The sequence below is a fragment of the Tsukamurella hominis genome, from assembly GCF_965137015.1.
Lineage (GTDB): Bacteria > Actinomycetota > Actinomycetes > Mycobacteriales > Mycobacteriaceae > Tsukamurella > Tsukamurella hominis.
On the sequence record NZ_CBCRZG010000005.1, the window covers coordinates 1 to 26,032 of the forward strand.

20 protein-coding genes and 1 pseudogene are annotated in these 26,032 nt (G+C 71.9%); 13 read left to right on the forward strand and 8 right to left on the reverse strand.

The annotated features are described in order from the left end of the window. Nucleotides 1–22 precede the first annotated feature (22 nt). From ACM9LD_RS08430 to ACM9LD_RS08440, 3 genes are all read right to left on the reverse strand, one after another. Nucleotides 23–1,096, reverse strand: a complete 1,074-nt coding sequence (locus ACM9LD_RS08430) for an AAA family ATPase (RefSeq protein WP_415676234.1) — start codon at nucleotides 1,094–1,096, stop codon at nucleotides 23–25. 99 nt (nucleotides 1,097–1,195) lie between these two features. Beyond that, nucleotides 1,196–1,828 (reverse strand): C40 family peptidase (locus tag ACM9LD_RS08435; protein WP_415676235.1); only part of this gene is annotated, 633 nt, incomplete at its 5' end. A gap of 1,096 nt (nucleotides 1,829–2,924) precedes the next feature. Next, on the reverse strand, nucleotides 2,925–3,584 hold the full coding sequence (locus ACM9LD_RS08440; RefSeq protein WP_415676236.1) for an Rv1476 family membrane protein: 660 nt from the start codon (nucleotides 3,582–3,584) through the stop codon (nucleotides 2,925–2,927). A 170-nt stretch (nucleotides 3,585–3,754) separates the two neighbouring features. Between ACM9LD_RS08440 and acnA the strand changes: the two genes are divergently transcribed. Together acnA and ACM9LD_RS08450 are read left to right on the forward strand one after the other, a co-directional pair. Beyond that, nucleotides 3,755–6,571: an aconitate hydratase AcnA gene (gene acnA / locus ACM9LD_RS08445; RefSeq protein WP_415676237.1), complete on the forward strand. Its 2,817-nt coding sequence runs from the start codon at nucleotides 3,755–3,757 to the stop codon at nucleotides 6,569–6,571. A 102-nt stretch (nucleotides 6,572–6,673) separates the two neighbouring features. Further along, entirely contained in the window at nucleotides 6,674–7,237 is a 564-nt protein-coding gene (locus ACM9LD_RS08450) for a TetR/AcrR family transcriptional regulator (protein WP_224645123.1), read from the forward strand. On the opposite strand, the gene ACM9LD_RS08455 is transcribed toward ACM9LD_RS08450, so the two are convergent. The 4 genes from ACM9LD_RS08455 to ACM9LD_RS08470 all read right to left on the reverse strand — a co-directional run bounded on the left by ACM9LD_RS08455 (nucleotide 7,234) and on the right by ACM9LD_RS08470 (nucleotide 11,002). Continuing rightward, entirely contained in the window at nucleotides 7,234–8,007 is a 774-nt protein-coding gene (locus ACM9LD_RS08455; protein ID WP_415676238.1) for a hypothetical protein, read from the reverse strand. The genes ACM9LD_RS08450 and ACM9LD_RS08455 overlap by 4 nt on opposite strands. A gap of 68 nt (nucleotides 8,008–8,075) precedes the next feature. After that, the gene (locus tag ACM9LD_RS08460; protein ID WP_415676239.1) at nucleotides 8,076–8,900 is read right to left on the reverse strand and encodes a VOC family protein; all 825 of its coding nucleotides are present in this window, start codon (nucleotides 8,898–8,900) and stop codon (nucleotides 8,076–8,078) included. Between the two features lie 126 nt (nucleotides 8,901–9,026). Then, nucleotides 9,027–9,788 (reverse strand): YdcF family protein, encoded by a 762-nt coding sequence (locus tag ACM9LD_RS08465; protein WP_114515375.1) that lies wholly within the window; start codon nucleotides 9,786–9,788, stop codon nucleotides 9,027–9,029. Nucleotides 9,789–9,979: 191 nt separating this feature from the next. After that, a complete protein-coding gene (locus ACM9LD_RS08470) occupies nucleotides 9,980–11,002 on the reverse strand; it encodes a glycerophosphodiester phosphodiesterase family protein (RefSeq protein WP_415676240.1) in 1,023 nt (340 codons plus the stop codon). Between the two features lie 98 nt (nucleotides 11,003–11,100). Between ACM9LD_RS08470 and ACM9LD_RS08475 the strand changes: the two genes are divergently transcribed. The 3 genes from ACM9LD_RS08475 to ACM9LD_RS08485 are packed head-to-tail and all read left to right on the forward strand — an operon-like array spanning nucleotide 11,101 to nucleotide 16,776. Further along, nucleotides 11,101–12,606: a DUF3375 domain-containing protein gene (locus tag ACM9LD_RS08475; protein ID WP_415676241.1), complete on the forward strand. Its 1,506-nt coding sequence runs from the start codon at nucleotides 11,101–11,103 to the stop codon at nucleotides 12,604–12,606. A gap of 1 nt (nucleotide 12,607) precedes the next feature. Beyond that, nucleotides 12,608–13,417, forward strand: a complete 810-nt coding sequence (locus ACM9LD_RS08480; RefSeq protein ID WP_415676242.1) for a DUF4194 domain-containing protein — start codon at nucleotides 12,608–12,610, stop codon at nucleotides 13,415–13,417. Beyond that, nucleotides 13,414–16,776: an ATP-binding protein gene (locus tag ACM9LD_RS08485; RefSeq protein WP_415676243.1), complete on the forward strand. Its 3,363-nt coding sequence runs from the start codon at nucleotides 13,414–13,416 to the stop codon at nucleotides 16,774–16,776. Before ACM9LD_RS08480 ends, ACM9LD_RS08485 begins: the two co-directional genes overlap by 4 nt. A 36-nt stretch (nucleotides 16,777–16,812) precedes the next feature. On the opposite strand, the gene ACM9LD_RS08490 is transcribed toward ACM9LD_RS08485, so the two are convergent. Continuing rightward, nucleotides 16,813–17,766 carry a helix-turn-helix transcriptional regulator gene (locus ACM9LD_RS08490; protein WP_415676244.1) on the reverse strand — a complete coding sequence of 318 codons (954 nt, stop codon included), beginning with the start codon at nucleotides 17,764–17,766 and terminating at the stop codon, nucleotides 16,813–16,815. A 149-nt stretch (nucleotides 17,767–17,915) separates the two neighbouring features. On the opposite strand from ACM9LD_RS08490, the gene ACM9LD_RS08495 reads away from it, so the two are divergent. The 8 genes and pseudogenes from ACM9LD_RS08495 (at nucleotide 17,916) to ACM9LD_RS08530 (ending at nucleotide 26,026) form a co-directional block, all read left to right on the forward strand. Beyond that, nucleotides 17,916–18,881: a cyclase family protein gene (locus ACM9LD_RS08495; RefSeq protein ID WP_415676245.1), complete on the forward strand. Its 966-nt coding sequence runs from the start codon at nucleotides 17,916–17,918 to the stop codon at nucleotides 18,879–18,881. A 5-nt stretch (nucleotides 18,882–18,886) separates the two neighbouring features. Continuing rightward, nucleotides 18,887–20,542 carry an AMP-binding protein gene (locus ACM9LD_RS08500; protein ID WP_415676246.1) on the forward strand — a complete coding sequence of 552 codons (1,656 nt, stop codon included), beginning with the start codon at nucleotides 18,887–18,889 and terminating at the stop codon, nucleotides 20,540–20,542. Between the two features lie 75 nt (nucleotides 20,543–20,617). Next, nucleotides 20,618–21,394, forward strand: a complete 777-nt coding sequence (locus tag ACM9LD_RS08505; protein WP_415676247.1) for a PIG-L deacetylase family protein — start codon at nucleotides 20,618–20,620, stop codon at nucleotides 21,392–21,394. Between the two features lie 32 nt (nucleotides 21,395–21,426). Next, nucleotides 21,427–22,038 carry a TetR/AcrR family transcriptional regulator gene (locus ACM9LD_RS08510; RefSeq protein WP_415676248.1) on the forward strand — a complete coding sequence of 204 codons (612 nt, stop codon included), beginning with the start codon at nucleotides 21,427–21,429 and terminating at the stop codon, nucleotides 22,036–22,038. Between the two features lie 22 nt (nucleotides 22,039–22,060). Further along, a complete protein-coding gene (locus ACM9LD_RS08515; RefSeq protein WP_415676249.1) occupies nucleotides 22,061–23,299 on the forward strand; it encodes a glycosyltransferase in 1,239 nt (412 codons plus the stop codon). A gap of 86 nt (nucleotides 23,300–23,385) precedes the next feature. Then, nucleotides 23,386–24,609 (forward strand): prealbumin-like fold domain-containing protein, encoded by a 1,224-nt coding sequence (locus ACM9LD_RS08520; protein WP_415676250.1) that lies wholly within the window; start codon nucleotides 23,386–23,388, stop codon nucleotides 24,607–24,609. Further along, on the forward strand, nucleotides 24,609–25,205 hold the full coding sequence (locus tag ACM9LD_RS08525; RefSeq protein ID WP_415676251.1) for a class F sortase: 597 nt from the start codon (nucleotides 24,609–24,611) through the stop codon (nucleotides 25,203–25,205). The genes ACM9LD_RS08520 and ACM9LD_RS08525 overlap by 1 nt, the downstream gene beginning before the upstream one ends. Before the next feature lie 25 nt (nucleotides 25,206–25,230). Then, nucleotides 25,231–26,026, forward strand: a pseudogene (locus ACM9LD_RS08530) (SDR family NAD(P)-dependent oxidoreductase). The last annotated feature ends 6 nt before the right edge of the window (nucleotides 26,027–26,032 follow it).

A 26,032-nucleotide genomic window follows, 5' to 3' on the forward strand; every position in this document is an offset into this window, starting at 1 on the left:
CCGGAGGGGGTGGCCGGCATCGTCAGCCCTGCGGCTGCTGCGCGGGGGCGTACTGCTGCGGGGCCGCCGGCACCGGGGGCGCGGCCTGCTGCGGGACGGGCTGCCCGACGACCTGCGGCAGCGCGACGGTCTGCAGCACCCGGTTGATGGCCTGGTCGGCGGTCACCTCGTCGGCGAGGGCGTCGTAACTCATCACCAGGCGGTGGCGCAGCACGTCCGGGATGATCTCGACGACGTCCTGCGGGACGACGTAGTCGCGGCCGCGGAGCAGCGCGAGCGCGCGGGCCGCGGCGACGATGCCGAGGGTGGCGCGGGGCGAGGCGCCGTACGTGATCCAGGAGGCCACGTCGTCGAGGCCGAACTCGCGCGGCGTGCGGGTCGCGGCGATGACGCGGACGACGTAGTCGACGAGAGCGTGATGGACGAACACCTCGCTCGCGGCGCGCTGCAGGCGCTGCACGGTGACCGGGTCGAGCACCTGCGAGGGCACGGGCGGGACGGTGCCCATGCGGTAGACGATCTCCCGCTCCTCCTCGATGGAGGGATAGCCGACGACGACCTTGAACAGGAAGCGGTCGCGCTGGGCCTCGGGCAGGGGGTAGACGCCCTCGTTCTCGATGGGGTTCTGCGTCGCGAGCACGAGGAAGGGATCGGGCATCGGGTAGGTCTGGCCGCCGATGGAGACCTTGCGCTCGGCCATGACCTCGAGCAGCGCGGACTGCACCTTCGCGGGGGCGCGGTTGATCTCGTCGGCGAGCAGGAAGTTCGCGGAGACCGGGCCGATCTCGGTGTCGAACTGCTCCTTGCCCTGCCGGTAGATGCGGGTACCGACGAGGTCCGAGGGCACCAGGTCGGGGGTGAACTGGATGCGGGAGAACGAGCCGCCGACCACGGTGGCGAAGGTCTCGACCGCGAGGGTCTTGGCGACGCCGGGGACGCCCTCGAGGAGCACGTGGCCCTTGGCGAGCATGCCCACCAGGATCCGCTCGACGAGCTGGTCCTGGCCCACGATCACGCGCTTGACCTCGTAGACCGCCCGCTCGAGCAGCTTGACCTCATCGCTCGAGGCGATGTCCTGCCCCTGTGAGTGCGTCACGCAATGACCCCTTCGTCGTTCGTTCCCCCGGCCCCGCGGGGCCCGTCCGATCCCGGACCGCGTCGGCCCGTTCCCACGAGCGTACTGAATCGCGCGCGGTCAGCTGTTGATCACGCGGACGCCCTGCGAGAGGAACGTCGAGGCGTCGAACGGGGCGATGCGCACCGCGCCGCCGGACTGCGGCGACTCGAGGATCTGGTTGTTCCCGAGGTACATCGCCACGTGCTGGGTGCCGCCGGGGCCGCGGAAGACCATGTCGCCGCGCTTGAGCTGGCTGATCGGCACCTTGTTGCCGGTCGTGTACTGGTAGCCCGAGTACTTGGGCAGCGCGATCCCGACTGCGGCGTACATGTAAGCCATCAGGCCCGAGCAGTCGAAGCCGACGCGGTTGTAGTCGCCGTAGCTGTCGGCGACGCCGCCGTCGCGGACGCCCTTGGTCGCGCCCCAGGCGTTGCCGCCGCCCCAGGCGTACTGCACGCCGATGACGGACATGCCGCGCTGGATGACGGTCTCGATCATCTGCGCGCCGCTCATGCTCGACACGCCGGGGACGGCCTGCGAGGCGGGCGCGGTGGGCTGCTGGGCCGCACCGGACTGGCCCGTGATGGCACCGAACGGATTGGTGAAGAGCGAGGACGCCTGGCCGACGATGCCCTGGGCGAACGACCGGGCCGCCGCCAGCGGATCCGCGGAGTCGACGGTGCCGGCCTGCGCGGCAGGGGCCGCGGGGGCNGCCGCCTGCGCCGCCGGAGCGGCGGGCTNGGCGGNGGGCGCGGCGGGGGCCGCGATCTGCTGGGTCTGCTGCTCGTCGACGACGTACTGCGCGTAGATCTTCTGCTGCGCCGCGCGGTCCTCGGCGCGCTTCGCCTGCTCGAGCGCGCGCTGCGCGAGCTCGCGCTGAGCGCTGAGCGTGGTCTGCTCCTGCTGCTGGGTGGTGAGCGCGGCGACGGTCTGCGTGATGGAGTCCTCGGCCGTCGTCTTGCGCTCCGCCGCGGCGGCGGTGGCGGCGTCGGCCTGCACCTTGGCCGCGCGGGCGGCGGTACGGGAGGCCTCGGCGCGCGTCTTGGCGGCCTTCAGGTCGCCGAGCGCGACCTTCTGCTTGTCGGCGACGATCCGCAGCGTGGTCGCGCGGTCGACGGCCTCGCCCGGGTCGTTCCCGCCGAGCGTGTTGACGAGGGCGCCGGCGCTGTTGCCCTGGGCGTACGCGGCGCGGACCACCTGGTCGAAGGCGTCCTGCGCGGTCTTGATCTTGGCGTCGGAGTCCGCGACCGCGGTCTCGGAGACCTTGATCGCGCCGGAGGCCGCCGTGGCGGCGTCGCGGGCGGACTGGAGGTCGACGACGGCGCGGTTGACGGACTGCCGCTTCGTCGCGACGTCGCCGCGGAGGTCCGCGATCCGCTGATCGGCCTGGGCGATGCGGTCGACGAGTGCCGCGACGACGTTGGCGGGGTTCGTGTCGGGGCCGTTGGGCTCGGCGAAGACCGAGCCGGCGCCCGCGACCGAGCCGGCCACCAGCGAGCCGGTGGCGACTGCCGCGAGCAACGACCGCGCAGCGAAGTTCGTGGCGGGGTGTGCCGTACGCCTCAAGGTGTCTCCCTCAACTCAAGACTCGTTCAGACCCGATGAGTGCGCATGGGCAACACGCACACCATTGGCTTCAGACGTACCGTACGGCACTTACACAACAATGGAAAACAGGAATCACAAATTACACACGTGTGAGTCGCCGATCATGCTGGTTGACCAGCACGGATCACCGTTCGGGGAATTGCTTGCGAATCGGACAGCCGGCGCGAATTACACAGCTGGAATTTCGAATGAATGTGCGTTATTCGTTCGGTCGAACAGTGGAGCCGCCATTCTCTTCGGCCGCCGACGCCGTCGGGTCCGAGGGCGCCGCTGCGCCTGCGCCGACCGCAGCGGGGACGGCACCCGCCGCGGCGGCCTTGCGGGCGGCGTCCACCGCCCGACTGCGTCGGCGGGTCACCACGCGCGCCCAGCCGGCGAGCGCGGCGACGACGAGCACCAACCCGACGGTGAAGCCCGTCCACGGGAAGGTCGCGTCGTTGGCGACCGTGGCGAAGTCCTCGGCGGCCTTCGGCGGGTTGTTGAGTGCGAGCCGGCCCGTGTAGCCGTCCTGCCCCTTCTCGATCTGGAAGCGGGAGAGTTGCGTCGAGTAGCCGGCGACCTGGCTCGGCGACATCACGAGGACCGTCAACGGATGATCGGCGTCGGCCTTCATCTGCCGGCCGAGCTCGGTACCGAGGTCGCGCAGCGAGGTGTCGGGGTTGTAGTCGTGCGCGAGGACGACCACCTGGAAGTTCTCGATACCGTTGGCGCGCGCGTCCTTGACGACCTGCACCAACTGGGGCACGGAATCGGCATATGCGGGGTTGAGCACGGCGACGCCGTCCGTCGCGAGGTCCGCCTGCAGCGCGGACAGATCCACGTCGGTCGGAACTTCGGTGACAATCGGCAGCGGACCCATGGGCCACACAGTACGACACGCCCGCGGGCATGCCCGGAACGAGGCACAATGAGCTGCGTCCGGCGAGTTTCAGCCCTACGGACTCTCACAGGACAAGCGTACTGTATTATCGACTTCAGGCACCGACACAGCCCGTCGGTGCACACCACAAAACGTTGAGTGGAGCTGACGTGAGCAAGAGCATCGATTCCTTCTCGTCGCGCGGCACGCTCGAGGTGGGCGATCAGTCATACGAGATCTTCCGCCTCAGCGCCGTGCCCGGCACCGAGAAGCTGCCCTACGCCTTGAAGGTCCTCGCAGAGAACCTGCTGCGGACCGAGGACGGCGCGAACATCACCACCGATCACATCAACGCCCTGGCGAACTGGGATCCCTCGGCCGAGCCGAGCGTCGAGATCCAGTTCACGCCGGCGCGCGTGATCATGCAGGACTTCACCGGTGTGCCCTGCATCGTGGACCTCGCCACCATGCGCGAGGCCGTCACGGCCCTGGGCGGCGACCCCAACAAGGTCAACCCGCTCTCCCCCGCCGACATGGTCATCGACCACTCGGTCATCCTCGACGTCTTCGGCACCGCCGACGCCCTCGAGCGCAACGTCGACCTGGAGTACCAGCGCAACGGCGAGCGTTACCAGTTCCTGCGCTGGGGCCAGGGCGCCTTCGACGACTTCAAGGTCGTCCCGCCGGGCATGGGCATCGTCCACCAGGTCAACATCGAGTACCTGGCGCCCGTCGTCATGACCCGCAACGGCCAGGCCTACCCGGACACCTGCGTCGGCACCGACTCGCACACCACCATGGAGAACGGCCTGGGCGTCCTGGGCTGGGGCGTCGGCGGCATCGAGGCCGAGGCGGCCATGCTGGGCCAGCCGGTCTCCATGCTCATCCCGCGCGTCGTGGGCTTCAAGCTCACCGGTGAGATCCAGCCGGGCGTCACCGCGACCGACGTGGTGCTCACCGTCACCGACATGCTGCGTCAGCACGGCGTCGTCGGCAAGTTCGTCGAGTTCTACGGCAAGGGCGTCGCCGAGGTGCCGCTCGCCAACCGCGCGACCCTGGGCAACATGAGCCCCGAGTTCGGCTCCACCGCGGCGATCTTCCCGATCGACGGCGAGACCATCAACTACCTGCGCCTGACCGGCCGCACCGACGAGCAGCTCGCGCTCGTCGAGGCGTACGCCAAGGAGCAGGGCATGTGGCACGACGCCGACCACGAGCCCGCGTACTCCGAGTACCTCGAACTGGACCTCAGCACCGTCGTGCCGTCGATCGCCGGCCCGAAGCGCCCGCAGGACCGCATCCTCCTGTCGGAGTCGAAGACCGCCTTCCGCAAGGACATCCACAACTACGTGGAGGAGCAGCACCCGACCGCGCACACCCAGCTGGACGAGGCCGTCGAGGAGTCCTTCCCGGCCTCCGATCCCGCCGCCCTGTCCTTCGCCGACGACGGTGCCGTCAACGTGCAGTCCGCCGCCAACGGCGCCGAGGGCCGCCCGAGCAAGCCGGTGCGCGTCAAGGGCGAGCGCGGCGAGTTCATCCTCGACCACGGCGCCGTCGCGGTCGCGGGCATCACGTCCTGCACCAACACCTCGAACCCGTCGGTCATGCTCGGCGCGGCGCTGCTCGCCCGCAACGCGGTCGAGAAGGGCCTGACCACCAAGCCCTGGGTCAAGACCAACATGGCCCCCGGCTCGCAGGTCGTCAACGACTACTACGAGAAGGCCGGCCTGTGGCCGTACCTCGAGAAGCTCGGCTACTACCTGGGCGGCTACGGCTGCACGACGTGCATCGGCAACACCGGCCCGCTGCCCGACGAGATCAGCAAGGCCGTCAACGACGAGGACCTGACCGTCGTCGCCGTGCTGTCGGGCAACCGCAACTTCGAGGGTCGCATCTCCCCCGACGTGAAGATGAACTACCTGGCCTCCCCGCCGCTGGTCATCGCCTACGGCCTCGCCGGCACGATGGACTTCGACTTCGAGACCGACTCGCTGGGCAAGGACCACGACGGCAACGACGTCTTCCTCAAGGACATCTGGCCGTCCGCGCAGGAGATCGACGACACGATCAAGAACGCGATCAACCAGGACATGTTCCGCAAGTCCTACTCGACCGTGTTCGAGGGCGATCACCGCTGGCAGAACCTCGCCACCCCCGAGGGCGACACCTTCCAGTGGGACGAGAACTCGACGTACGTCCGCAAGGCCCCGTACTTCGACGGCATGACGATGGAGCCGGCGCCCGTCTCCGACATCTCGGGCGCCCGCGTCATGGCGCTGCTGGGCGATTCGGTCACCACCGACCACATCAGCCCGGCCGGCCCGATCAAGCCCGGCACCCCGGCCGCGCAGTACCTCGACTCCCACGGCGTGGCCCGCAAGGACTACAACTCGCTGGGGTCGCGGCGCGGCAACCACGAGGTGATGATCCGCGGCACGTTCGCGAACATCCGCCTGCAGAACCGCGTGCTCGACACCATCGGGCTCGAGGGCACGCAGGGCGGCTACACCCGCGACTTCACGCAGGAGGGCGGCCCGCAGTCGTTCATCTACGACGCCTGCATGAACTACCAGGCCGCCGGCACCCCGCTGGTCGTCCTGGGCGGCAAGGAGTACGGCTCCGGCAGCTCGCGCGACTGGGCGGCCAAGGGCACCAGCCTCCTGGGCGTCAAGGCCGTCATCGTCGAGTCCTTCGAGCGCATCCACCGGTCGAACCTGATCGGCATGGGCGTCGTCCCGCTGCAGTTCCCCAAGGGCGAGTCCTGGAAGACCCTGGGCCTCGACGGCACGGAGACCTTCGACATCGCGGGCATCACGGAGCTGAACAACGGCGTCACGCCGAAGACGGTGCACGTGACCGCGACGAAGACGGACGGCACGAAGGTGGAGTTCGACGCGGACGTCCGCATCGACACCCCCGGTGAGGCCGACTACTACCGCAACGGCGGCATCCTGCAGTACGTGCTGCGGAACATGGTCAAGAGCTAGCAGAGTCTCGACCAGTGACGGCGGGTCCGGCCCCAGCGGCCGGGCCCGCCGTCCGCGTAACGGACATCGAGTAACCGTCCCCGTTCGATCAGGAGCACCCACATGCCCAAGGTGAGCGACGATCACCTCGCCGCGCGGCGCCGCCAGATCCTCGACGGTGCGCGGACCTGCTTCGCCGAGTACGGCTACGACGGTGCGACCGTGCGGCGGCTCGAGGCCGCGACCGACCTCTCGCGCGGCGCGATCTTCCACCACTTCCGCGACAAGGACGCGCTGTTCCTGGCGCTGGCGCGCGAGGACGCCGAGCGGATGGCCGACATCGCGGCGGAAGAGGGCCTCGTGCAGGTCATGCGCGACATGCTGAGCCATCCGGAGCGCTTCGACTGGCTGGGGACCCGCCTGGAGATCGCGCGGCGGCTCAAGAACGACGGCGACTTCCGCGCGGAGTGGACCGAGCGCAGTGCTGAGCTCACCGAGGCCACGCTCCGCCGCCTGGAGCGGCAGAAGCAGCGGGGCCGGCTGCGCGACGACCTGCCGACCGACGTGATCCTCAGTTATCTCGACCTCGTGCTCGACGGGCTGGTCACCCACCTGGCCTCGGGCCGGCCGACGGCCGGCCTCGAGGCGGTCCTCGACCTGGTCGAGGAGAGCGTGCGGCGCCCCTAGCGCTTGGTCAGCGCCGGGACGAGCGCCGCGATGCCGAGTCCGAGCATCGCGATCCCCGCGAGCAGGGTCAGGTACAGGCCGATCCCGGCCGAGACGTCGACCATCGACGAGTACGTCGACGTCAGCTTCACGACATTGGCGAGGTCGTAGCCCGCGAGGCCGGTGATCCCGAGCCCCGCGACGGTGGCGACGATGCCGGAGATCAGCCGCAGCGGCACCCCCGTCGTGGTGACGACCGCCGCGGCGATCGCGACGCCGCCGGCGATGAGCGCCGCAACCAGCGTGATCCAGCCGTCGCTACCGTCGATCCCCGACGCCGAGCTGCTGATCGACGAGCCGCCGATCGTCGCCGATGCGGTGGCCCAGGGCAGGAACGCGGCGAGGATCACGAGCGCGCCGGCGCCGGCGATCAGGAACTGCAGGATCGTCGCGATGCCGCCGCTCGCCGTCGACGGTGCCGGGCCGCCCGGCCCCGTCGGACCCGGAGCGCCGAACTGCCCCGGCTGCCCGTAGGGCCCGCGTTGGCCCGCGTACTGCCCCGGCCCGCCGAACTGCTGCTGCCCGAACTGCGGCTGTCCCGGCTGCGCGTACGGGGGACCGTACTGCGGCTGCCCCGGCGGGTGCTGCGGGGCGCCCCACGGCTGTGCGGGCTGCTGCGGCGGGCCGCCGTACGGCGCGCCCTGCTGCGGGGGCCGGCCCTGGTGGGGCGCCTGGCCGCCGCCCTGCGGATAGGGGCCGCCGGGCTGGTATCCGCCCTGGTTGTAGGTCATGCGGCGAGCGTAGCCCCGTCGGCCTTGCAATCCGGTTGCCGACGCCCAAACGTGATCTTCGGTGCGGCTCAGCGCCCTTCGGGCGGCGTCGCGTAGAGGAAGACCGCGCCGCCCGGATCCTTGGCGGAGCCCATGGTGGCCCAGGGCGTCACCTCCGCCGCGCGGAGGATCTCGCCGCCCGCGGCCACGATGCGCTGCTCGGCGGCGGCGGTGTCCTCGACAGTGAGGTACACCTGCCAGAACGACGGCATGCCCTCGCCGAAGACTCCCGAGTCGAAGAGCGGCGCGGCGTCCATGATCCCGGCGACCGCCTCCTGCTCCCCCGCGCGGCCGGCGAAGACCTGGCTGTAGCGATCGGGCCCGAAGGAGCCTTCGCTGCCTCCGCTGCCGATCTCCTCCAGCGTCCATCCGAAGACGTCGCGGTAGAACCGCTTCGTCGCGTCGTAGCTGCGGCTCATGCAATCGAACCAGTACGGGGTGCCCGGCACGCCGCGCTCGACGAAGCCCTCGTGCTCCCCCGGTTCCCAGATGCCGATGGCGGCACCGACCGGGTCGATGACGAACGCGAACCGCCCCAGGTCCTCCACCGGCACGACCGGCACGACGAGCGACGCTCCCGCGTCGGTCGCGGCGCGCAGGGATGCCTTCGCGTCCTCTACCCGCAGGTACGTCGACCAGACGTCGCCGGGGCCACCGCCACCGTCGGGCGGCGACATCACGCCCGCCACCCGGTTCCCGTTCACCCGGAAGTTGCGGTAGCCGCCGAAGTCCTCGTTGGCGGGCTCCGCCTCCCAGCCGAAGACGGCGCCGTAGAACTCCACCGCCGCCTCGACGTCAGAGGTCATGAGGTCGATCCACACGGGTGCCCCCAGCGGGGCGTGGTACGCGGTCATGGCGACAACGGTGGCACACCGGGCCGACAAGTTCCAGCGTTCCTCGCACATCGAGCCGCGATCGCGATCCGGCCGTCGCACGCCGATTGCCGTGGGCGGGTGACGAACCCGATCGACACCGTCGGGCTAGATCTTGGCGACGCCCCGGGCGTCCCGATAGACCCCCGCCACGCCGCTCGCGGACATCGGGCCGGACTGGATCTTGGCGTCCGAGGCGACGACGGCCTGCAGCGTGATGCCGGCGACCAGGAAGTCGGCGACCGAACGGCGGGTGTGGTCGGCGGAGGTGACGAGCACCGCGCCGTTGCCGAAGCCGTTCTGCTGCATGAGGACCGCGGTGTTGATGGCGTTGCCCTGGGTGGAGCCCGCCTTCTCCTCGGTGTAGATCCGCGTGCCGGAGACGCCCTGCGCGAGCAGCCACTCCTTCATCGCTGCGGCCTCGGTCTTGCCGGCCTTGGGCGCGCCGCCGGTGACGACGATCGGGAACGCCGGGTACGCCTGCGCGACCGCGAGGCCCTTGGTCAGGCGCTCGACGAGGATCGGCCGCATCGCGCCGTTGTCCTCCAGGCCGAAGCCGAGGATGACGATCGCGGTGCCGGGGGCGACGCCGCCGGGCACCTGGTCGGTGAGCGGGAAGGTCAGCGCCTTGTTGACGTTGGTCATCAGCGCTACGACCTTCTGCGCCTGGTCGATCGGCATCTGATTGATGGCGGCCTGCGCGCCCGCGGTGTCGCCCGCGGCCTGGCGGTCGATTGCCTGGTTGGTCAGGGACGTCGTCGACGTCGTGGTCGACGGTGCCGCCCCCGCCGTCCCCGTCGCCAGGGTGGCGGCGACCGCAACGGCGGCCGTCAGCGAAACGATCGAGCGGAAGAAGCCAGAGACACGCATGTTGCCCTCCGTGACAAATGAGTCTATCGGTGGAAAACTACACCACTGAGTCGTGTGTTGCACACGTGAATGATGATTCGTGCCCGACACCACGCCCGGGGCACGCCGAGAGCGCCCGAGAGCCTCGGTGGATTCCTGCGGTCGGCGAGCGGCGTGTCGTCGCCGACACGCACCGAAAGTCCTGGTCAGCCCTACGAAGACGCGGGCAGCGCGACCCTGAGCTCCCCGAACACCGCCCGCGCACGGTCCGGGTAGTCGGTGATCAGGCCGTCGACCCCATCGGAGAGCAAGGCCCGCATCGTCGCGGGATCGTTGACGGTCCACGGGACGACCTTCAGGCCCAGGTCGTGCGCGTGCCGGATCAGCTCCGGCGTCGTGAAGCGCACGAAGTCCGCGTCGCCGACGCCGCCGGCCTGCGGGTCGCCCTGCACCGGCGAGACGGCCGTCAGCCCGGGGATGGTCGCCTTCGCGGCCCGCACCCAGTCGCCGCCGTAGGCGTCCACGTCGAGCCCCAGCCACGGCGAGGCGCCCGGCTTCCCCGTCTGCAGGAACTGCTCGCCGTTGGTCAGTGCGACCAGTCCGACGCCGGGCAGCAGCGGCCCGATCTCCCGCAGGGCGGTCCAGTCGAAGCTCTGGATCGTGACCTGCCGGGCGAGGCCGGAGCGCGTGATCTCCCCCGCGACCGCGCGGACGAACTCGCCGCGCGGCGCGGTCTCCGACGGTGCGCCCGCCTCCACCTTGGTCTCGATGTTCATCCGCACGGGCGAGCGTCGCGTGCGGACGAGGTCGAAGAGCTCGCGCAGTTCGGGGATGCGGGCGCCGGCCACGACCCGCTGCGAGGCGGTGACCTTCTCGTATCCGCAGTTCATCGTGCGGATCTGCGCGTAGGTCAGATCGCGGACGTACGTGCCGACGTACGGGTACTGCGGATCACCGGGCGTCGCGGGCGCGGTGTCGGCGCACTTCTTCGCGTCCACCTTCCGGTCGTGCGTGATCACGACCTTCCGGTCCTTCGTCACCTGCGTGTCCAGCTCCAGCGTCGTGACGCCGAGCCGCATCGCGGCGGAGAAGCCCTCCAGCGTCGACTCCGTCTGCAGGCCGAGCCCGCCCCGGTGCGCCTGCAGGTCGACGGTCCGCGGCACCGCGCCGGCCGGAGCCGCCCCGACCACCAGCGCGAGAGACAGAGCGATGATCGTCGGACGCCGCAGGTTCATGAACCGCACGCTAGGCCGCCACGGTGAACCCGACCTGTCCGCGACATGAAGGGCTCCCCGATACACTGGACCGTCGCATACGCAAGGGGAGGTACACGATGGCGCAGTCGGCCGCGCAGCTGTACGCCGCGTTCACGGACAACGCCGACAACGACGTCGCGCTCCGCCTGCTCCGCTCCCCCCACGCCGTCGCCTACCTGGCGCTGATGGCGGCGCGGCTGGGCACGGGCCCCGTCGACGCGGAGGAGCTGGGCGACGCGCTCACCGTCGACCTGCAGTCCCTGCAGAGCCACTTCACCGAGCGCGCGCGACCGGTCCCCGCCGGCCCGGACGTCCTGGACAGCTGGGTCAAGGCCGGCTACGTCTCGCGCACGCTCGACGACACGGACCGCGAGGTCATCCAGCTCACCCGGGGCGCCACGACGGCCCTCGGCCAGGTGCAGGCCGTGTCGCTGGACCGCAACGTCGCCACCGAGACCGCGCTCGAGCTGGTCACGGCCCGGTTGTCAGCGGTCGCGGTCACCGTCAGCGCCGATCCCGACGACCACCTCCGCGCCCTCGACCAGCAGATCGCCGAGCTCACCCAGCGTCGCGAGGCCCTGCGTCAGGGACTCATCCCCGAGTACGACCGCGACAAGGTGGTCGACGACCTCAAGATCGTCAGCTCGCTCGCCGAGCGCATGCCGGCCGACATCCTCGGCTACGGCGAGAAGCTCCGCGAACACACCCGCGCCCTCCTCACCCACGGCCTCGACGCCTCCGATTCGAGCGAGGCGGAGGCCTACGCGAAGACGCTCCAGCGCCTTTTCGACGGCCACGACGAGCTCGCGAACACGCCCGAGGGCAAGGCCTTCGACGCGTTCTACACGCTGCTCTCCGACCACCGCCTGCGCCGCCAGCTCGAGACGTCCGTCGCGTCCGTCGTGCACGAGGTGGAGCTGCCGGACGACCTCCGCGACTCCCTCACCGGCTTCCTCGACCGCATGTGGATGCAGGTCCAGCGCGTCGACGAGATCCGCGGCCAGGTGTATCGCCGCATCAACACCTTCGTCAAGGACGGCGACTTCCTGCAGTACCAGTCGCTGCGCGCCCGCATCACCGAGGCGCAGCGCGCGGCCGTCGACGCCTTCGATGCGGCCTCCGCCGGCCGCGACACCGGCCTCGCCGTCCCCATGTCGGCCGTCGACACCAGCTCCGTCGGCGCCCTGCGCTTCCACGACGGCGTGGTCACCCTGCCGCCCGAGGTGCGCGAGACCTCCGGCGAGTTCACCATCGACCCCGCCCGCCTCGTCGGCCGGGAGGCGATCGACTGGGACGCGCTCGCCTCCGCCATCAATCAGCAGGTCAGCGCGTCCGACGGTGCCGACATCACCGACGTCCTCTCCGCGATCGACGCTCCCCGCGCGGGCGACGTCGTCGGCGTCTGGTCGCTCGGCGCGCGGTACGGCACCGTCGACGAGGACCGCCTGGTCACCGTCGTCGCGCACACCCAGCGCGGGCCCCGCGAGATGACGGTGCCGCACGTCGCCTTCGCCGCCGCGCTCCCGCCCCTGACCCCCGCCTCGGCCGCGCCCGAGCCCACCACGCTGTTCGAGCAGGAGTGACATGACCGACGAATCGCTCGACGCCGCACTGGACATCGCGGACGACGTGCTCCCCGAGATCGACCTCGCCGACTTCAGCATCGCCGACGACGAGGCGATCACGTCGCTGCGCGGCGCCGACACGGCGCCCCGCTTCGACGGCGACACCTCCGCCCTGCCGAACTCGGTCTGCTACGCGCTGCAGGAGCTGATCGCGGCGCCGCACGTCTCGTCGCGGTCGAAGAACTGGGCCGTCATCGAGGCCGAGGAGACGCTGCTGCGCAGCCGGCTCTCCGAGCTGAACCTGCTGCTGGAGATCAACCGCGAGACCAAGCACGCCTTCACCCGCCAGGTCAGCGAGAACGACCCCCGGCAGCGGAATCTGCTGCGCGCGCAGAGCCTCTCGCTCGCCGCGTCGGTGCTGGCGCTGTTCCTGCGCCTCAAGCACCTGTCCAGCCCGGACGAGACGGCGGTCGTGGAGCGGCAGGAGATGATCGACCACCTGCTGACCTTCCGTCCCGCGCGCGACACCGACGAGGCCGGCTTCGTGAAGAAGGCCGACGCCGCGATCAACCAGCTGGAGACCCGCCGGCTGATCCGCCGCGTCGGCACCAGCGACCGGTACGCCGTGCACTCGGTGATCGCCTCCCTGCTCACCCCCGAGCAGGTGGACCTGTACACCGCCGCCTACCGCGACCTTGCCAGCACCGATCAGGATTTGGGCGAGGCCGCGGCCCCCGTCGACGGACTCGAAGAGCCGGACGGCGAGGACGGCACCGTCGAGCCGGAGAACGACACCGAGCCCGAGAACGAGACGCAGGAGCAGCAGTGACCCGCAAGCATCTCGGCCAGTACCGTCTCACCCGCCTGCAGGTGGTCAACTGGGGCACCTTCGACGGCTACAAGGACTTCCCCATCGACGAGCGGGGCGTGATCCTCACCGGCCCGTCGGGCTCGGGCAAGAGCTCGCTGATGGACGCGCACTCGGTGGTGCTGCTGCCCACCTACGACCAGTCCTTCAACGCCTCCGCCGACATGACGGCGAAGGGCGCCAAGCGCGCCGCCCGCTCCATGGCGGACTACGTGCGCGGCGCATGGTCGGTCAACGACGACGAGCACCAGCAGTCCAAGGTGCAGTACCTACGCGGCGATTCGGCCACCTGGTCGGCCGTCGCCGCGACCTACGACAACGGTGCGGGCAACGTCACCACGGCCGTCGCCGTGAAGTGGTTCCCGGGCAGCGGCACCGACGGTGCTTCGCTCAAGTCCTGGTACCAGATCCACTCCGGCGCTTTCGATCTCCTGGACCTACAGGAGTGGGCGACCGCCGGCTTCGACACCCGCGGCTGGCGCTCGCGGCACAGCGGCGTGGAGTCATTCGACACCCAGGCGGCGTACCAGGACGCGCTGCGCCGCCGGGTCGGCATCGGCACCTCCTCCGCCGCGCTCGCGCTGCTCGGCAAGGCGAAGGCCATGAAGAACGTCGGCGACCTCGACGCCTTCATCCGCACCTACATGCTGGACCGGCCGCAGACCTATGCCCGCGCCGAGCGCCTGGTGGAGAACTTCACCCAGCTCGACGAGGCCTACCGGGCCGCGGCGCGCGCCGAGGCGCAGGAGAAGGTGCTGCGGCCGATGCCGGAGGCCTACGAGAAGTACCGCTCCGCCACCGTCGGGACGACCCGCGCGGCCGACCTGCTCGGCGCGCCCGTGCGGTCCTATCTGCGCGGGCACAAGCTGCGGCTGCTGCAGGAGCAGATGGACCGGATCGAGGGCGAGCGGGCCGGCGTCGACGCGCAGATCGCCCGCTGGGAGGACCGCGCCGAGGAGCGCAAGATCCGCTACAACGACCTGCTGCACCGGCTCCGGCAGGAACAGGGCGAGGTCGGCGTGCTCGAGGCCGAGCTCCAGTCGCGCGAGCTGCAGACCCAGGCCCGCCAGCGCGCCTACGAGCGCTTCGCCGCCGCGGTCGAGAAGCTCGGCGAGCGCGCGCCGGAGTCGGCGGAGGAGTTCGCCGCGCTGCGCGAGCAGGTCCCCGGGATCCGCGACCGCGCGACCGAGGCCGCCGAGGCCCTCGCCGGGCGCGTGCACTCCGCGTACACGGACGAGTCCGACGCGCGCCGCGCCGTCGAGTCCGTGGACGACGAGCTCTCCGTTCTCGACCGCCGCGCCTCGCTGCTGCCGCCCGCGCTGCTGGACCAGCGCGACGTGATCGCCCGCGCCACCGGTGTTCCCGCGGAGGATCTCCCGTACGCGGCGGAGCTCATCGACGTCGAGCCCGCGGAGCAGGCGACGTGGGCCGGCGCGGCCGAGCGCGTGCTGCGTCCGCTGGCCACGACGCTGTTGGTCCCCGCCGAGCACCAGCGCGCCGTCGCCGACTACGTCAACGCCCACCGCGTCCAGGGCGTGCTCACGTACCAGGTGGTCGACGGTGCCGACCCCACCCGCCCGGATCCCGGCTCCCTGGCCGCCAAGCTGACGGTGGACACGTCGACCGAGGCCGGACGGTGGCTGTCCGGCGCGGTCGCGCGCGCCGCGCGGCACACCTGCGTGGACTCCCCCGCTGAGCTGGAGCGCCACGAGCAGGCCGTCACCGCCGAGGGCCTGGTGAAGAACGCGGGCGGCCGGTTCCGCAAGGACGACCGCCGCGCCGTCGCGGACCGCTCGCAGTGGGTGCTCGGCACCAACACGGGCAGCAAGCGCGAGGCGCTGCAGCGCCGCCGCGACGAGCTGGCCGCCGTGCACGCCAAGGCCGCCGAGGCGTCGGCGACGCTGCGCGACGACCTCGCCGAGCACAAGGCCGTCGCCGACAGCGCCGCCGGCGTGCTGGGCTACACGTCGTGGGCCGAGCTGGACCACTGGGCGGCGAAGGCCGAGGCCGAGGAGCTGGCCGACCGGATCTCCGACGCCCGCTCCGGCAACGCCGACCTCGGGGAGCTGGAGCTGCAGGCCGACAACGCCTACGGCGAGCTGGCCGAGGCGCAGACCCGCATCGGCGCCCTGACCGAGACCATGAACCGCGCCGGCACCGAGTTCGACGACCTCCTCGCCGAGTTCGAGAAGATCGACGCCGAGAGCGCCCCGAAGCTGACGAGCGAAGACGAGGATTTCCTCGCGACCGCGCTGTGGCACCTGCTCACCGCCGACGAGGCGAAGCCCCGGCGGCTCACCCTCGACTCCTTCGGCGAGGTCCGTGCCGACCTCCGCGCCGAGCTGGAGCGGCAGCAGGCCGCCGCGACCGCCGAGCGGGACGCCGCCGAGGCGCGCATCGTCCGCACCGCCGAGCAGTTCCTCCGCGAATGGCCGGACGCCTCGACGGAGCTGTCCGCCGACGTCGCGTCCGCCCCGGACTTCGTGGCGGTGCACGAGAACCTCGTCGCGCACGGTCTCGCCGCCGCCACGGAGAAGTTCCGGCGGCTCATCACGACCGACGTCAGCCACTCGGTGTCGAACCTGTTCAAGGAGGTCGACGACACGCACCGGGCCATCACCCGCGGTATCGCCGACGTCAACGCGGGCCTGCGCCGGGTGGAGTTCAACGAGGGCACCTACCTGCAGATCGCCTACGCCGCCCGGCCCACGCCGGAGGCGACGGAGTTCGCGAAGATGGTCGACGAGATGGTGCGCGACGCCCCCGCCGCGAAGCGCGCCGAGCCGGCGGCGATGGCCGCGCAGTTCAAGCGGATCCGCGGCCTGGTGCTGCGCCTGACGGGCGACGACCCGGAATCGCGCCGATGGACGGAGAACGTCCTCGACGTGCGCACGGGCTACTCCTTCTACGGCAAGGAGAACGCCGTCGGCGCCGAGCCGGACGCCCCCGCGGTGGTCACCTACCGCAACACCGCCACGAACTCCGGCGGCGAGCAGGAGAAACTGGTCGCGTTCTGCCTCGCGGCGGCGCTGAGCTTCGCCCTGGGCAGCCACGGCATCGACGGGTCGAACGAGCCCGCGTTCGCGCCGCTCATGCTCGACGAGGCCTTCAGCAAGTCGGACGAGCGCTTCTCGGCGCAGTCGCTACGGGCGTTCGAGCAGTTCGGCTTCCAGCTCCTCATCGCCGCCCCGATCCGCATGGTCGGCATCGTCGAGCCCTTCATCGGGCAGGTGATCCTGGTGGACAAGCAGGTCACGCCCGACGGTGCCCGCTCGGACGCCCGGTACGCCACGTTCGGCGAGCTCGCCCCGTCGCGCTGATCAGTCCGCCGCCCTGGCGGCGGCGGGCCACGTGCGTCAGTCCGCGGCGCCGGCCCGGTGCGCCCGTGGCGAGCGCCCGAACCGCCGGCTGAAGGCGGTGCTGAACGCGCTCGCCGAGCCGTAGCCGACGGAGTCGGCGATGAACGCGATCCCGCGGCCGGCCCAGCGCGGATCGGTGAGCCGGTCCCGGGCCAGCTCCAGGCGCTCGCCGCGCACGGCGTCGGAGAAGGTCTCGCCGGTACGGGAGAGCACCGCCTGGATGTGCCGCGCCGACCAGCCGACCGCCGCCGCGACGCCCGCCAGGCTCAGGTCCCGCTCCGTGGCGTGGGCGCGCACGTGCCGCAGAACCGCGGCCCGGACGTCGTCGTCCGCGGCGCCGGCACCGTCGGCCTCCCCGCTGGCGGCGAGGCAGAACAGATCCACGGCGCGGTCACACGCGGCGTCGAACTCGGCCGCCGTGAGCTGCTCCCGCTCGTCGATCAGCGCCGCCGCGAGGTCCCGGGTGACGCGGCCCAGGCCGCGGCCGCCGCGCAGCCGCACGCCCTCCTTGGAGACCGCGCCGAGTGTGCGCGAAACCCGGTGCTCGGGGATGAGGAGGGCCAGCGCGGAGGCGTCGTCCTCGTGCGCGAGCACGAACGGCGAGTCGATGGAGACCAGCACCATCTCCCCCGGCATGAGGGCGCCCTCGGTGACGTCGCCGCCCACGTGCAGCGCGCCCTTCAAGGGCATGAACAGCTCGTAGTGTCCGCGCGGGTCGTTGCGGATGCCGCGCGCGTCGCGGCGCACGTGCTCGCGCTGGCTGGTCCAGGAGACCAGTTGGTACTCGTCGGTGCGCTGGCGCAGAACGTCGCCGCGGTAGCCGTCGCCGTCGAAGGAGATGTCGAACTCGCCGTGGACGCCGCTGCACCAATCCCGCCACGCTCCGTGCGCGCGGGAGCCGGTGAGGCGCCGCTCGGCCCCGGTGACCAGGCCGTCGATCGTGTACGGCACGCCCTGCTCCTCCCTCCCCGCGGCGCGTGCGCCTGCGCGAAAGAACCGTGCGCGCGGGCGAACGTTCCGCCGCCGCGCGCTTCCTACCTTCGATTGTGACACGCGTCACCGCCGGAAGAGCCCGGCGCACCGTCGAACCAGGAGGACCGATGACCGAACAGACCGTGACCGCGCCCGACCTCGGCGACCTGCTCGCGCAGGCACCGTCGAACTGGGGCAAGTGGGGCCCGGACGACGAGGTGGGCTCGCTCAACTACCTCGGCCCGGAGCAGGCGATCGCAGCCGCGGCGCTGGTGCGCAGCGGCAAGGTCTTCACCCTGCAGCGACTGATCGGCGACCCCAAGGGCGACCCCGTGTGGCCCGGCCGCAGCCCGGCGGTGCGCACGCAGATCATGGACGAGGCGAGCTGGGACGGCGCGGAGGCGCCGCAGTTCCCCGGCGGCCTGCACTACGCCGACGACAAGATCGACGCCTTCCTGCAGGGGTCCACGCAGTACGACGCGCTGGGCCACGTCTGGTACGACGGCAAGCTGTGGAACGGCTACGACGCCCGCACGACGGTCGGCGGCATGGACGTGGCGAGCGTGGAGCCGATCGCGCAGCGCGGCGTGGTGGGCCGCGGCGTGCTGCTCGACATGGCGCGCTTCCGCGGCAAGGAGCACCTCGACACCGCGGAGACCTTCGACCACACCGACCTCGAGGCCTGCGCCGCCGCGCAGGGCGTCGAGCTGCGGCCGCGCGACGTGCTGCTCATCCGCACCAACTACCTGCAGCTCTTCTTCGAGCTCGGCGACGCCTTCTACGAGGGCTTCTGCGAGCCCGGCCTGCAGTACAGCCCCGAGCTGGTGCAGTGGTTCGCCGACAACGAGATCCCGAACCTGGTGACCGACACCATCGCCAACGAGGTCACGACGGACCAGAACAACGGCGTCGCGCTCACCCTGCACTGCGCGCTGATGCGCAACCTCGGCGTGGTCTTCACGGAGATCACCGACCTCGAGGCCCTGGCCGCGGACTGCGCCGCCGACGGCGTCTACGAGTTCATGTACACCGCCGCCCCGCTGAAGATCGCGCAGGGCAGCGGCGCGCCCGTCAACCCGGTCGTGGTGAAGTGAGCACCGTGACGGGATCCGCGCAGCGCCCCTGGGTGGGCCGGTACGAGTCGCTGCCCGCGGAGGTGGACATCACCGTCGACAGCGCGCTCGACATGTTCCGAGCGGGCGTCGCGAGCCATCCCGACCAGGCGGCGATCCGCTACTTCGACGGGACCATCACCCGTCGGGAGCTCGACGCGCTGACGGACGCGCTGGCGGCGGGACTGATCGCGGAGGGCTTCGCGCCCGGCGACCGGCTGGCGCTCTACCTGCAGAACGTGCCCCAGTTCGTGATCGGGATGGTCGCGGCGTGGAAGGCCGGCGGGTGCACCGTGTCGATCAACCCGATGAGCCGCGCCCGCGAGCTCGAGAACCTGCTCCTCGACTCCGGCGCGACCGCGCTCCTCGCGCTCGACGACCTGTACGAGGACGTCGCGCGCGACGTGGTGCCCGGCACCGCGGTCCGCACGGTACTCACCACCAGCGGCCTCGACCTGCAGACCCGCGCCGACCCCCGGCTGTTCCCCGGACCCCGTCGGGCGACGCCGGACGGGGCGACGGACCTGCTGGAGTTCATCGCGGCGCACCGCGGTGAGGTGCCGCCGCCCGTCTCCCCCGAGCCCGGCGACACCGCCTTCCTCACGTACACGTCGGGGACCACCGGGAAACCGAAGGGCGCGATCAATACCCACCGCAACGTGGTCTTCACCGCCACCGTCTACCGGGACGCGGCGAAGTTCGCGCCCGGCAGCGACGCGGCGGTACTGGCGATCGCTCCGCTGTTCCACATCACGGGCCTCATCGGACACATCGCGCTGAGCATGCTCGCCCCGATGCCGATGATCCTGGCGTACCGCTTCGACCCCGCGGTGATGCTGGAGACGATGCGCGAGCACCGCCCCACCTGCACGATCGGCGCGGTGACGGCGTTCAACGCGCTGCTCAACCATCCCGACTACGACCGGGACGCGTTCGCCTCGCTCGCGTCGGTGTACTCGGGCGGCGCGCCGATCTCCCCGACGGCCGCGCGGCGCTTCGCCGAGGCCACGGGCCGGCCGCTCCACAACGCCTACGGGCTCACCGAGACCACGAGCCCGATGACGGTCTCGCCGTTCGGCGTGGAGATCCCCGTCGACCCGGACTCGGGCGCGCTGTCGGTCGGGTTACCGGCCCCGTCGACGGTGGTGCGGATCGTCGGGGACGACGGTGCCGACCTCCCGCTCGGGGAGATCGGCGAGATCGTCGCCGAGGGGCCGCAGGTGGTCGCCGGGTACTGGAACAAGCCCGAGGAGACCGCGGCCGGGATCCCCGGCGGGGCGCTGCACAGCGGCGACGTGGGCTTCATGGACGAGCGCGGCTGGGTGTTCATCGTGGACCGCAAGAAGGACATGATCAACGCCTCGGGCTACAAGGTGTGGCCGCGCGAGGTCGAGGACGTGCTGGCCGAGCACCCGGCGGTCCGCGAGGCGGCCGTCGTCGGCGTCCCCGACGAGATCCGGGGCGAGACGGTGCGGGCCTTCGTCAGTCTCATGCCCGGCGGCGAGGTCACGCCGGAGGAACTCATCGCGCACTGCCGCGAGCGGATGGCCGCGTACAAGTACCCGCGCGACGTGCGGATCGTCGCGGAACTGCCGAAGACGGTGACCGGAAAGATCCTGCGCCGCGAGCTCCGCGACGCCTGACCGCGCACGGTCCGCCACCCGGCGGTGGCGGACCGGCGGCGGGCCCGGCGGCCGCGGAACTGCTATACAGAGCGCATGGCCTCGGTCGTCGCGCTCAACGCCCACCCGGACGACGAGACGCTGCTCGCGGGCGGAACCCTCGCGCGGTTCGCGACGGAGGGGCACCGCGTCGTGATCGTGGTCGCCACCGACGGGATGATGCGCGGCGACGACGAGCCCGAGCCCCGACGACGGCTCGACGAGTTGTCCGCAGCCGCCGCGGAACTGGGCGTCCACGAGGTGCGCTGGCTCGGCTACGCCGACAGCGGGCACGGCGGGGAGCTGTACCCGGACCCTCCCGGCCGGGTGCGGCTCGTCCGCGCCGGCGTCGAGGAGCCCGCCGAGCGGCTCGCGGCGATCGTGCACGAGGTCGCGGCCGACCTGCTGCTCGGCTCCGACGAGGCCGGCGGCTACCGGCACCGGGACCACCTCGCCGTGCACCACATCGCGCGCCGCGCAGCGGAACTCACCGGCGTCCGACTCGTGGAGGCGACCGCGCCGCGCGAGTCGATCCTGCGCGTCCTCGCGATCGCGGTCCGACTCCGGTTCCTGCGGCCGGGGCATCTCGAGCAGGCGCGTACCTGGTTCACGCCGGCGGCGCAGATCACGCACCGCGTGGATGTGCGCAGGCACGTCGCGGCCAAGCAGCGCGCGCTCGCCGCCCACCGGTCGGAGATCGCGAAGTCGGGGACCGTCGCACGGATCCTGCGACTCGTGCTGCGCCTGCCCGCGTGGGTGCTCGCACCGCTGGTCGGCACCGAGTACTACCTGGAGCCGGCGGGCGCCACGTCGCCGGAGGACCGGCTCCTCTGACCCGCATAGATCAACTGATCTACAATTAGATCATGCGATCTTCGGAGACCTTCACCGAGCAGGCCCGGCGCGCCCAGATCACGGCATGCGCCATCGAGGCCATCGCCGAACTCGGCTACGCACAGGCCTCCGTCCGCAAGATCGCCGACCGCGCCGGCGTCGCGATGAGCGTCGTGCTCTACCACTTCGGCGACAAGGACAGCCTCATCGCGGCCGTGGTCTCCGAGTGCTACCGCACCCTGTTCGAGGTCATGGTCCCCGCCGTCGACGCGGCGCAGACCGCCGCGGGCAGGCTCGAGGCCCACATCCGCGCGCACCTCGGCTACCTCGAGACCCACCCCGCGCACCAGGTCGCGATCACCGAGATCGGCAACGGCTTCCGTGGCAAGGGCGGGGTCCGGCTGTGGGACCTGCCGGTCGACCCCGACCTCGACACCGATCGCGCGCGCGTCGAGCTGGAGGTGATCCTCGGTGACGGCGTCGACACCGGCGAATTCCGCCCGCTCAACCCCACGTCCATCGCGTCCGCCGTCCGCGGGGCCATCGGCAACGCCATGTTCAGCCGGATCGTCGACCCCGCCTTCGACCTGAACGGCTACGCCGACGACCTCGTCGACGCCTTCCTCCGCGCGTGCGCACCCTGACCCCACCGAATCGAGGCACACCATGGCCCACGTCCTGATCGCCACCTACGGCTCCCGCGGCGACACGATGCCGCTCGCCGGGCTCGGCCTGCGCCTGCAGCGCGCCGGCCACATCGTCACCATCACCACCAACACCGAACTCGCCGTCGAGACCGCGGACCTCGGCCTCGACGCCCGCGCGATCGACATCGACCTCGGCGAGGCCTCCGGCGAGCCCACACTCAAGGATGCGATGGCCCTGGTCAAGCCGTCCGGGATCCGGCAGCTCAGCCGCGCCCTCCTCGCCGCCGTCGACGACGTCCCCGCCGACGTCGTGCTCATGACGCCCTTCGCCGAACCCGCGGGCCAGGCGCTCGCGGAGGCGCGGGGCATCCCGGGGATCCTCCTTCGGCTACAGCCGATCTCCGCCACCCGCGCGTTCCCGCCCAGCCTGATCGGCGCGTGGTCGGCGGGCGGCGCACTCAATCTCGCGGCGGGCCGGGCCGCCGAACGCACCGTCGACGCCCTGTACAACGGCATGATCGCCGACCTGCGCCGCGATCTCGGGCTCCCGCGGCGCTCGGCCCACCGGCTCCGGCGCGGCCGCGCGGCGGCGGGCCAGCCCATCCTCGGCGGCTGGTCCCCCGCTGTCCTGCCCCGTCCCGCCGACTGGCGCCCCGGCATCGACGTCACCGGCTACTGGTGGTCCCCCGAACCGGAGGGCTGGGCACCGTCGAGCGAGCTCGAGTCCTTCCTCGCCGACGGTCCGCCGCCCGTCCTCATAGGCCTCGGCTCGCTCATGGTCGACACCGCCGAGCGCGACCGCCTCTCCGCGGTCCTCGACGAGGCGCTAGCCCGCGCCGGGGTCCGTGGCATCGTCCAGGCGGGCGGCGCCGGGCTGCGCGTCCCGGACCGCGCCGACGTCCTGAACATCGGTGCCGCCCCGTACTCGTGGCTGTTCCCGCGCCTCGCCGCCGTCGTGCACTCGTGCGGGGCGGGCACGACCGCCTCGGCCCTGCGCGCCGGCGTCCCGACGGTGCCGCTCCCCTCGCCCGGCGCGGACCAGTTCTTCTGGGCCCACCGCATCCACGCGCTCGGCGCGGCGACCGCCCCGATCCCCCGGACCGAGGTCACGGTTTCCACCCTCGCCGACGCGATACGTGCCGCCGTGGACGATGCCGCCTTCCGCACCGCCGCCGGCGCCCTGAGCAGCGCGATCACGGCCGAGAACGGGGCCTCGGCGGTACTCGCCGCGGTCGATCGGGCCATAACGATCTCGTAACACGGCTAACGGAATCCGCGCCGCGTCGCGATCTCCCTCATGTCGGCGGACATCGCCGCAGGGGGAATCACCACGAGGAGGACGCGATGCGGAACACGACGCGGAGGAACCGGATCCGAGGCGCGCTGGCGCTGCCGGCGGCACTCATCCCGATACTGGGCCTGGTGCCCGCCGTCGCGGGCGCCGAGCCGACCACGCCGGCGCCGGCGCCGGTCACGACCCAGGCGCCGGCCACCACGACGACACCGCCGGTGCCCACTCCGACCCCGACAACCACGACTCCGGCCCCGAAGCCGACCACCCCGTCGCCGACGATCACGCTCCCGGCCACGCCCGCGCCGACCACCACGACGCCACCGCAGGGACCGCCCGGGCGGCTCACCGTGGGCGCCGTGCAGATCATCGACGCGAAGACGCAGGGCGTCGGCGTCCCCGGAGCGACGGTGCGCGTCCAGGGCTGCTCCGGCGGCCCCGCCGCGACGCTGTCCCACGGCGGCGCGACGACGGTGACCGGACCCTGCGTCCGCGCCACCATGGAGAACGTGCCGACAAACTGGCACCTCGTCTCCCCCTCGGTGCAGACCAAGACGTCGGCCTCGGGTCGCGTCGACTTCCTCTTCAGCCTGGAGCGCGGCGGCATCGTCCCGCCGACGTCGACCACGCCGCCGCCGAACCGCACCGTCCGCTTCACGCTCGCCGCCCGCGACCAGGACGGCCGGGGCGTCGCGTCGGAGTACGCCGTCGCCGAGTGCGACACCTGGCGGCCGCTGGGCGGCGCGCGCACCGACAGCGCCGGTAACGGCGGGGGCGCCTTCCCCCGCGACTGCGTCAGCGTCGTGCTCACCGCGTGGCCGTCCTCGTGCGTCCTGCTCGGCCCGAACGCCTACTCCCGCGTCGAGGGCAACGGCGTCAACCGGCTCGCGTTCCGCTTCCGTTGCGGCGTCACGATCCCGCCCGGCGAGGTCGAGACCAACGGCACGCTGGTCAAGACCGACCGCATCACCGGTGCCCCGCTCGCGGGCGCGTCCTTCGTCATCGCCCGCTGCGGCTCCGACGAGGCCGTCCGCGCGGTGACGACGGGCGAGAACGGCGTCGCCGCCTTCTCGCTCCCCTCGGGCTGCTACCGCGCCACCGAGACCGCCGCCCCCGCGGGCTACGTCCGCGACGCCGCGGCCGTCGCGTTCGAGGTGCGCCTGACGCCGCAGTTCCAGGTGCGCGTGACGAACTCGAAGATCGGTGCCGGCCCCGTGGTCCGCAACCCCGGCGTCCGTGTCCCGATCGCGTCGATCCCGTCCGGACGGACGCTCTGATGCTGCGCCGCACGTCGTCGCTCGTGGTCGCCGCCGCGGCGGTGCTCGCCCTCGCGGGCTGCGGGAGCACCGTCGCGGGGACGGCGGCGGCCCCGTCGTCGAACCCGAGCGCGCAGAGCGACCTCCGGCCCCCGGTGAGCGCGACGGCGGCCGAGCCGACCACACCGGTCGCCGTCAGCGTCGACGGGGCGCAGGCCCCGATCGACGCCGTCGCCACCGACTCCCAGGGAGCCCTGTACCCGCCGACGGACGTGAGCCGCGTCGGCTGGTGGGTCGACTCGGCGCTGCCGGGATCCGGCGCGGGTTCGGTCGTCGTGACGGGCCACGTCGACGACGCCCGGCAGGGCGCGGGCTACGCGAAGCGGTTCTCCGGCCTCGCCCGCGGCGACGAGGTCACGCTCACCGGTAAGGACGGGGCGGCGGTCCGATACCGCGTCACCCGCACCGCGTCCGTCAATAAGGGCGTCCTCCCGACGGACGACCTCAACCGCCTCGACGGCCCGGAGACGCTGATCCTCGTCACCTGCGGCGGGAAGTTCATCGGCCCGCCGATGGGCTACGAGAACAACGACCTCGTCTACGCGGAGCGCGCCTGACCGTCCCGCGGCTAGTGTCGACAGCATGCGTATCGACCTGAGCGGGCGGACCGCCCTCGTGACCGGATCCACCCAGGGCATCGGCCTCGCCATCGCGGTGGGCCTCGCGCGGGCGGGAGCGCGGGTCGGGATCAACGGACGGTCCGAGGGCCGGGTCGACGGTGCCATCGCCGCGATCCGGGCGGAGGTGCCGGGCGCCGAGCTCGTGCCCGTCGTCGCCGACGTCACCGTCGAGGTCGAGGCGGAGCACGCGGTCTCCGAACTCGGCGTGGTCGACGTGCTGGTCAACAACCTGGGCGTGTTCGGCGCCGAGGACCCCCTCGAGGTCACCGACGACGAGTGGCGCCGCTACTTCGACGTCAACGTGCTCGCCGCGGTGCGCCTGACCCGGCTGCTGCTGCCCGGCATGATGGACCGCGGCTGGGGGCCGCGTACTCAACATCGCCAGTGACTCCGCCATCGTCATCCCCGCCGAGATGATCCACTACGGCGTGTCCAAGACCGCGCTGCTCGGCGCGTCCCGCGGCTTCGCCAAGGCGGCGGCGGGCACCGGCGTCACCGTGAACTCGGTCATCGCCGGACCGACGCACACCGGCGGCGTGGAGGACTTCGTCTACCAGCTCGTGAGCCGCGACCTGCCGTGGGAGGAGGCGCAGCGCGAGTTCATGCGCCTGCACCGCCCGCAGTCGCTGATCCAGCGCCTCATCGAGCCCGAGGAGATCGCCAACATGGTGGTCTACCTCAGCTCGCCGCTCGCCTCGGCGACCACCGGCGGCGCCGTCCGCGTGGACGGCGGCTACGTCGACTCGATCCTGCCCTGACCGGCA

What these genes read in the sequence shown, in the direction of transcription:
- ACM9LD_RS08440 (WP_415676236.1), bottom strand. Translation starts at nt 3,584, where the DNA reads ATGGGTCCGCTGCCGATTGTCACCGAAGTTCCGACCGACGTGGATCTG.
- ACM9LD_RS08450 (WP_224645123.1), top strand. Translation starts at nt 6,674, where the DNA reads ATGCCCAAGGTGAGCGACGATCACCTCGCCGCGCGGCGCCGCCAGATC.
- ACM9LD_RS08455 (WP_415676238.1), bottom strand. Translation starts at nt 8,007, where the DNA reads ATGACCTACAACCAGGGCGGATACCAGCCCGGCGGCCCCTATCCGCAG.
- ACM9LD_RS08460 (WP_415676239.1), bottom strand. Translation starts at nt 8,900, where the DNA reads ATGACCGCGTACCACGCCCCGCTGGGGGCACCCGTGTGGATCGACCTC.
- ACM9LD_RS08465 (WP_114515375.1), bottom strand. Translation starts at nt 9,788, where the DNA reads ATGCGTGTCTCTGGCTTCTTCCGCTCGATCGTTTCGCTGACGGCCGCC.
- ACM9LD_RS08470 (WP_415676240.1), bottom strand. Translation starts at nt 11,002, where the DNA reads ATGAACCTGCGGCGTCCGACGATCATCGCTCTGTCTCTCGCGCTGGTG.
- ACM9LD_RS08475 (WP_415676241.1), top strand. Translation starts at nt 11,101, where the DNA reads ATGGCGCAGTCGGCCGCGCAGCTGTACGCCGCGTTCACGGACAACGCC.
- ACM9LD_RS08480 (WP_415676242.1), top strand. Translation starts at nt 12,608, where the DNA reads ATGACCGACGAATCGCTCGACGCCGCACTGGACATCGCGGACGACGTG.
- ACM9LD_RS08495 (WP_415676245.1), top strand. Translation starts at nt 17,916, where the DNA reads ATGACCGAACAGACCGTGACCGCGCCCGACCTCGGCGACCTGCTCGCG.
- ACM9LD_RS08505 (WP_415676247.1), top strand. Translation starts at nt 20,618, where the DNA reads ATGGCCTCGGTCGTCGCGCTCAACGCCCACCCGGACGACGAGACGCTG.
- ACM9LD_RS08510 (WP_415676248.1), top strand. Translation starts at nt 21,427, where the DNA reads ATGCGATCTTCGGAGACCTTCACCGAGCAGGCCCGGCGCGCCCAGATC.
- ACM9LD_RS08515 (WP_415676249.1), top strand. Translation starts at nt 22,061, where the DNA reads ATGGCCCACGTCCTGATCGCCACCTACGGCTCCCGCGGCGACACGATG.
- ACM9LD_RS08520 (WP_415676250.1), top strand. Translation starts at nt 23,386, where the DNA reads ATGCGGAACACGACGCGGAGGAACCGGATCCGAGGCGCGCTGGCGCTG.
- ACM9LD_RS08525 (WP_415676251.1), top strand. Translation starts at nt 24,609, where the DNA reads ATGCTGCGCCGCACGTCGTCGCTCGTGGTCGCCGCCGCGGCGGTGCTC.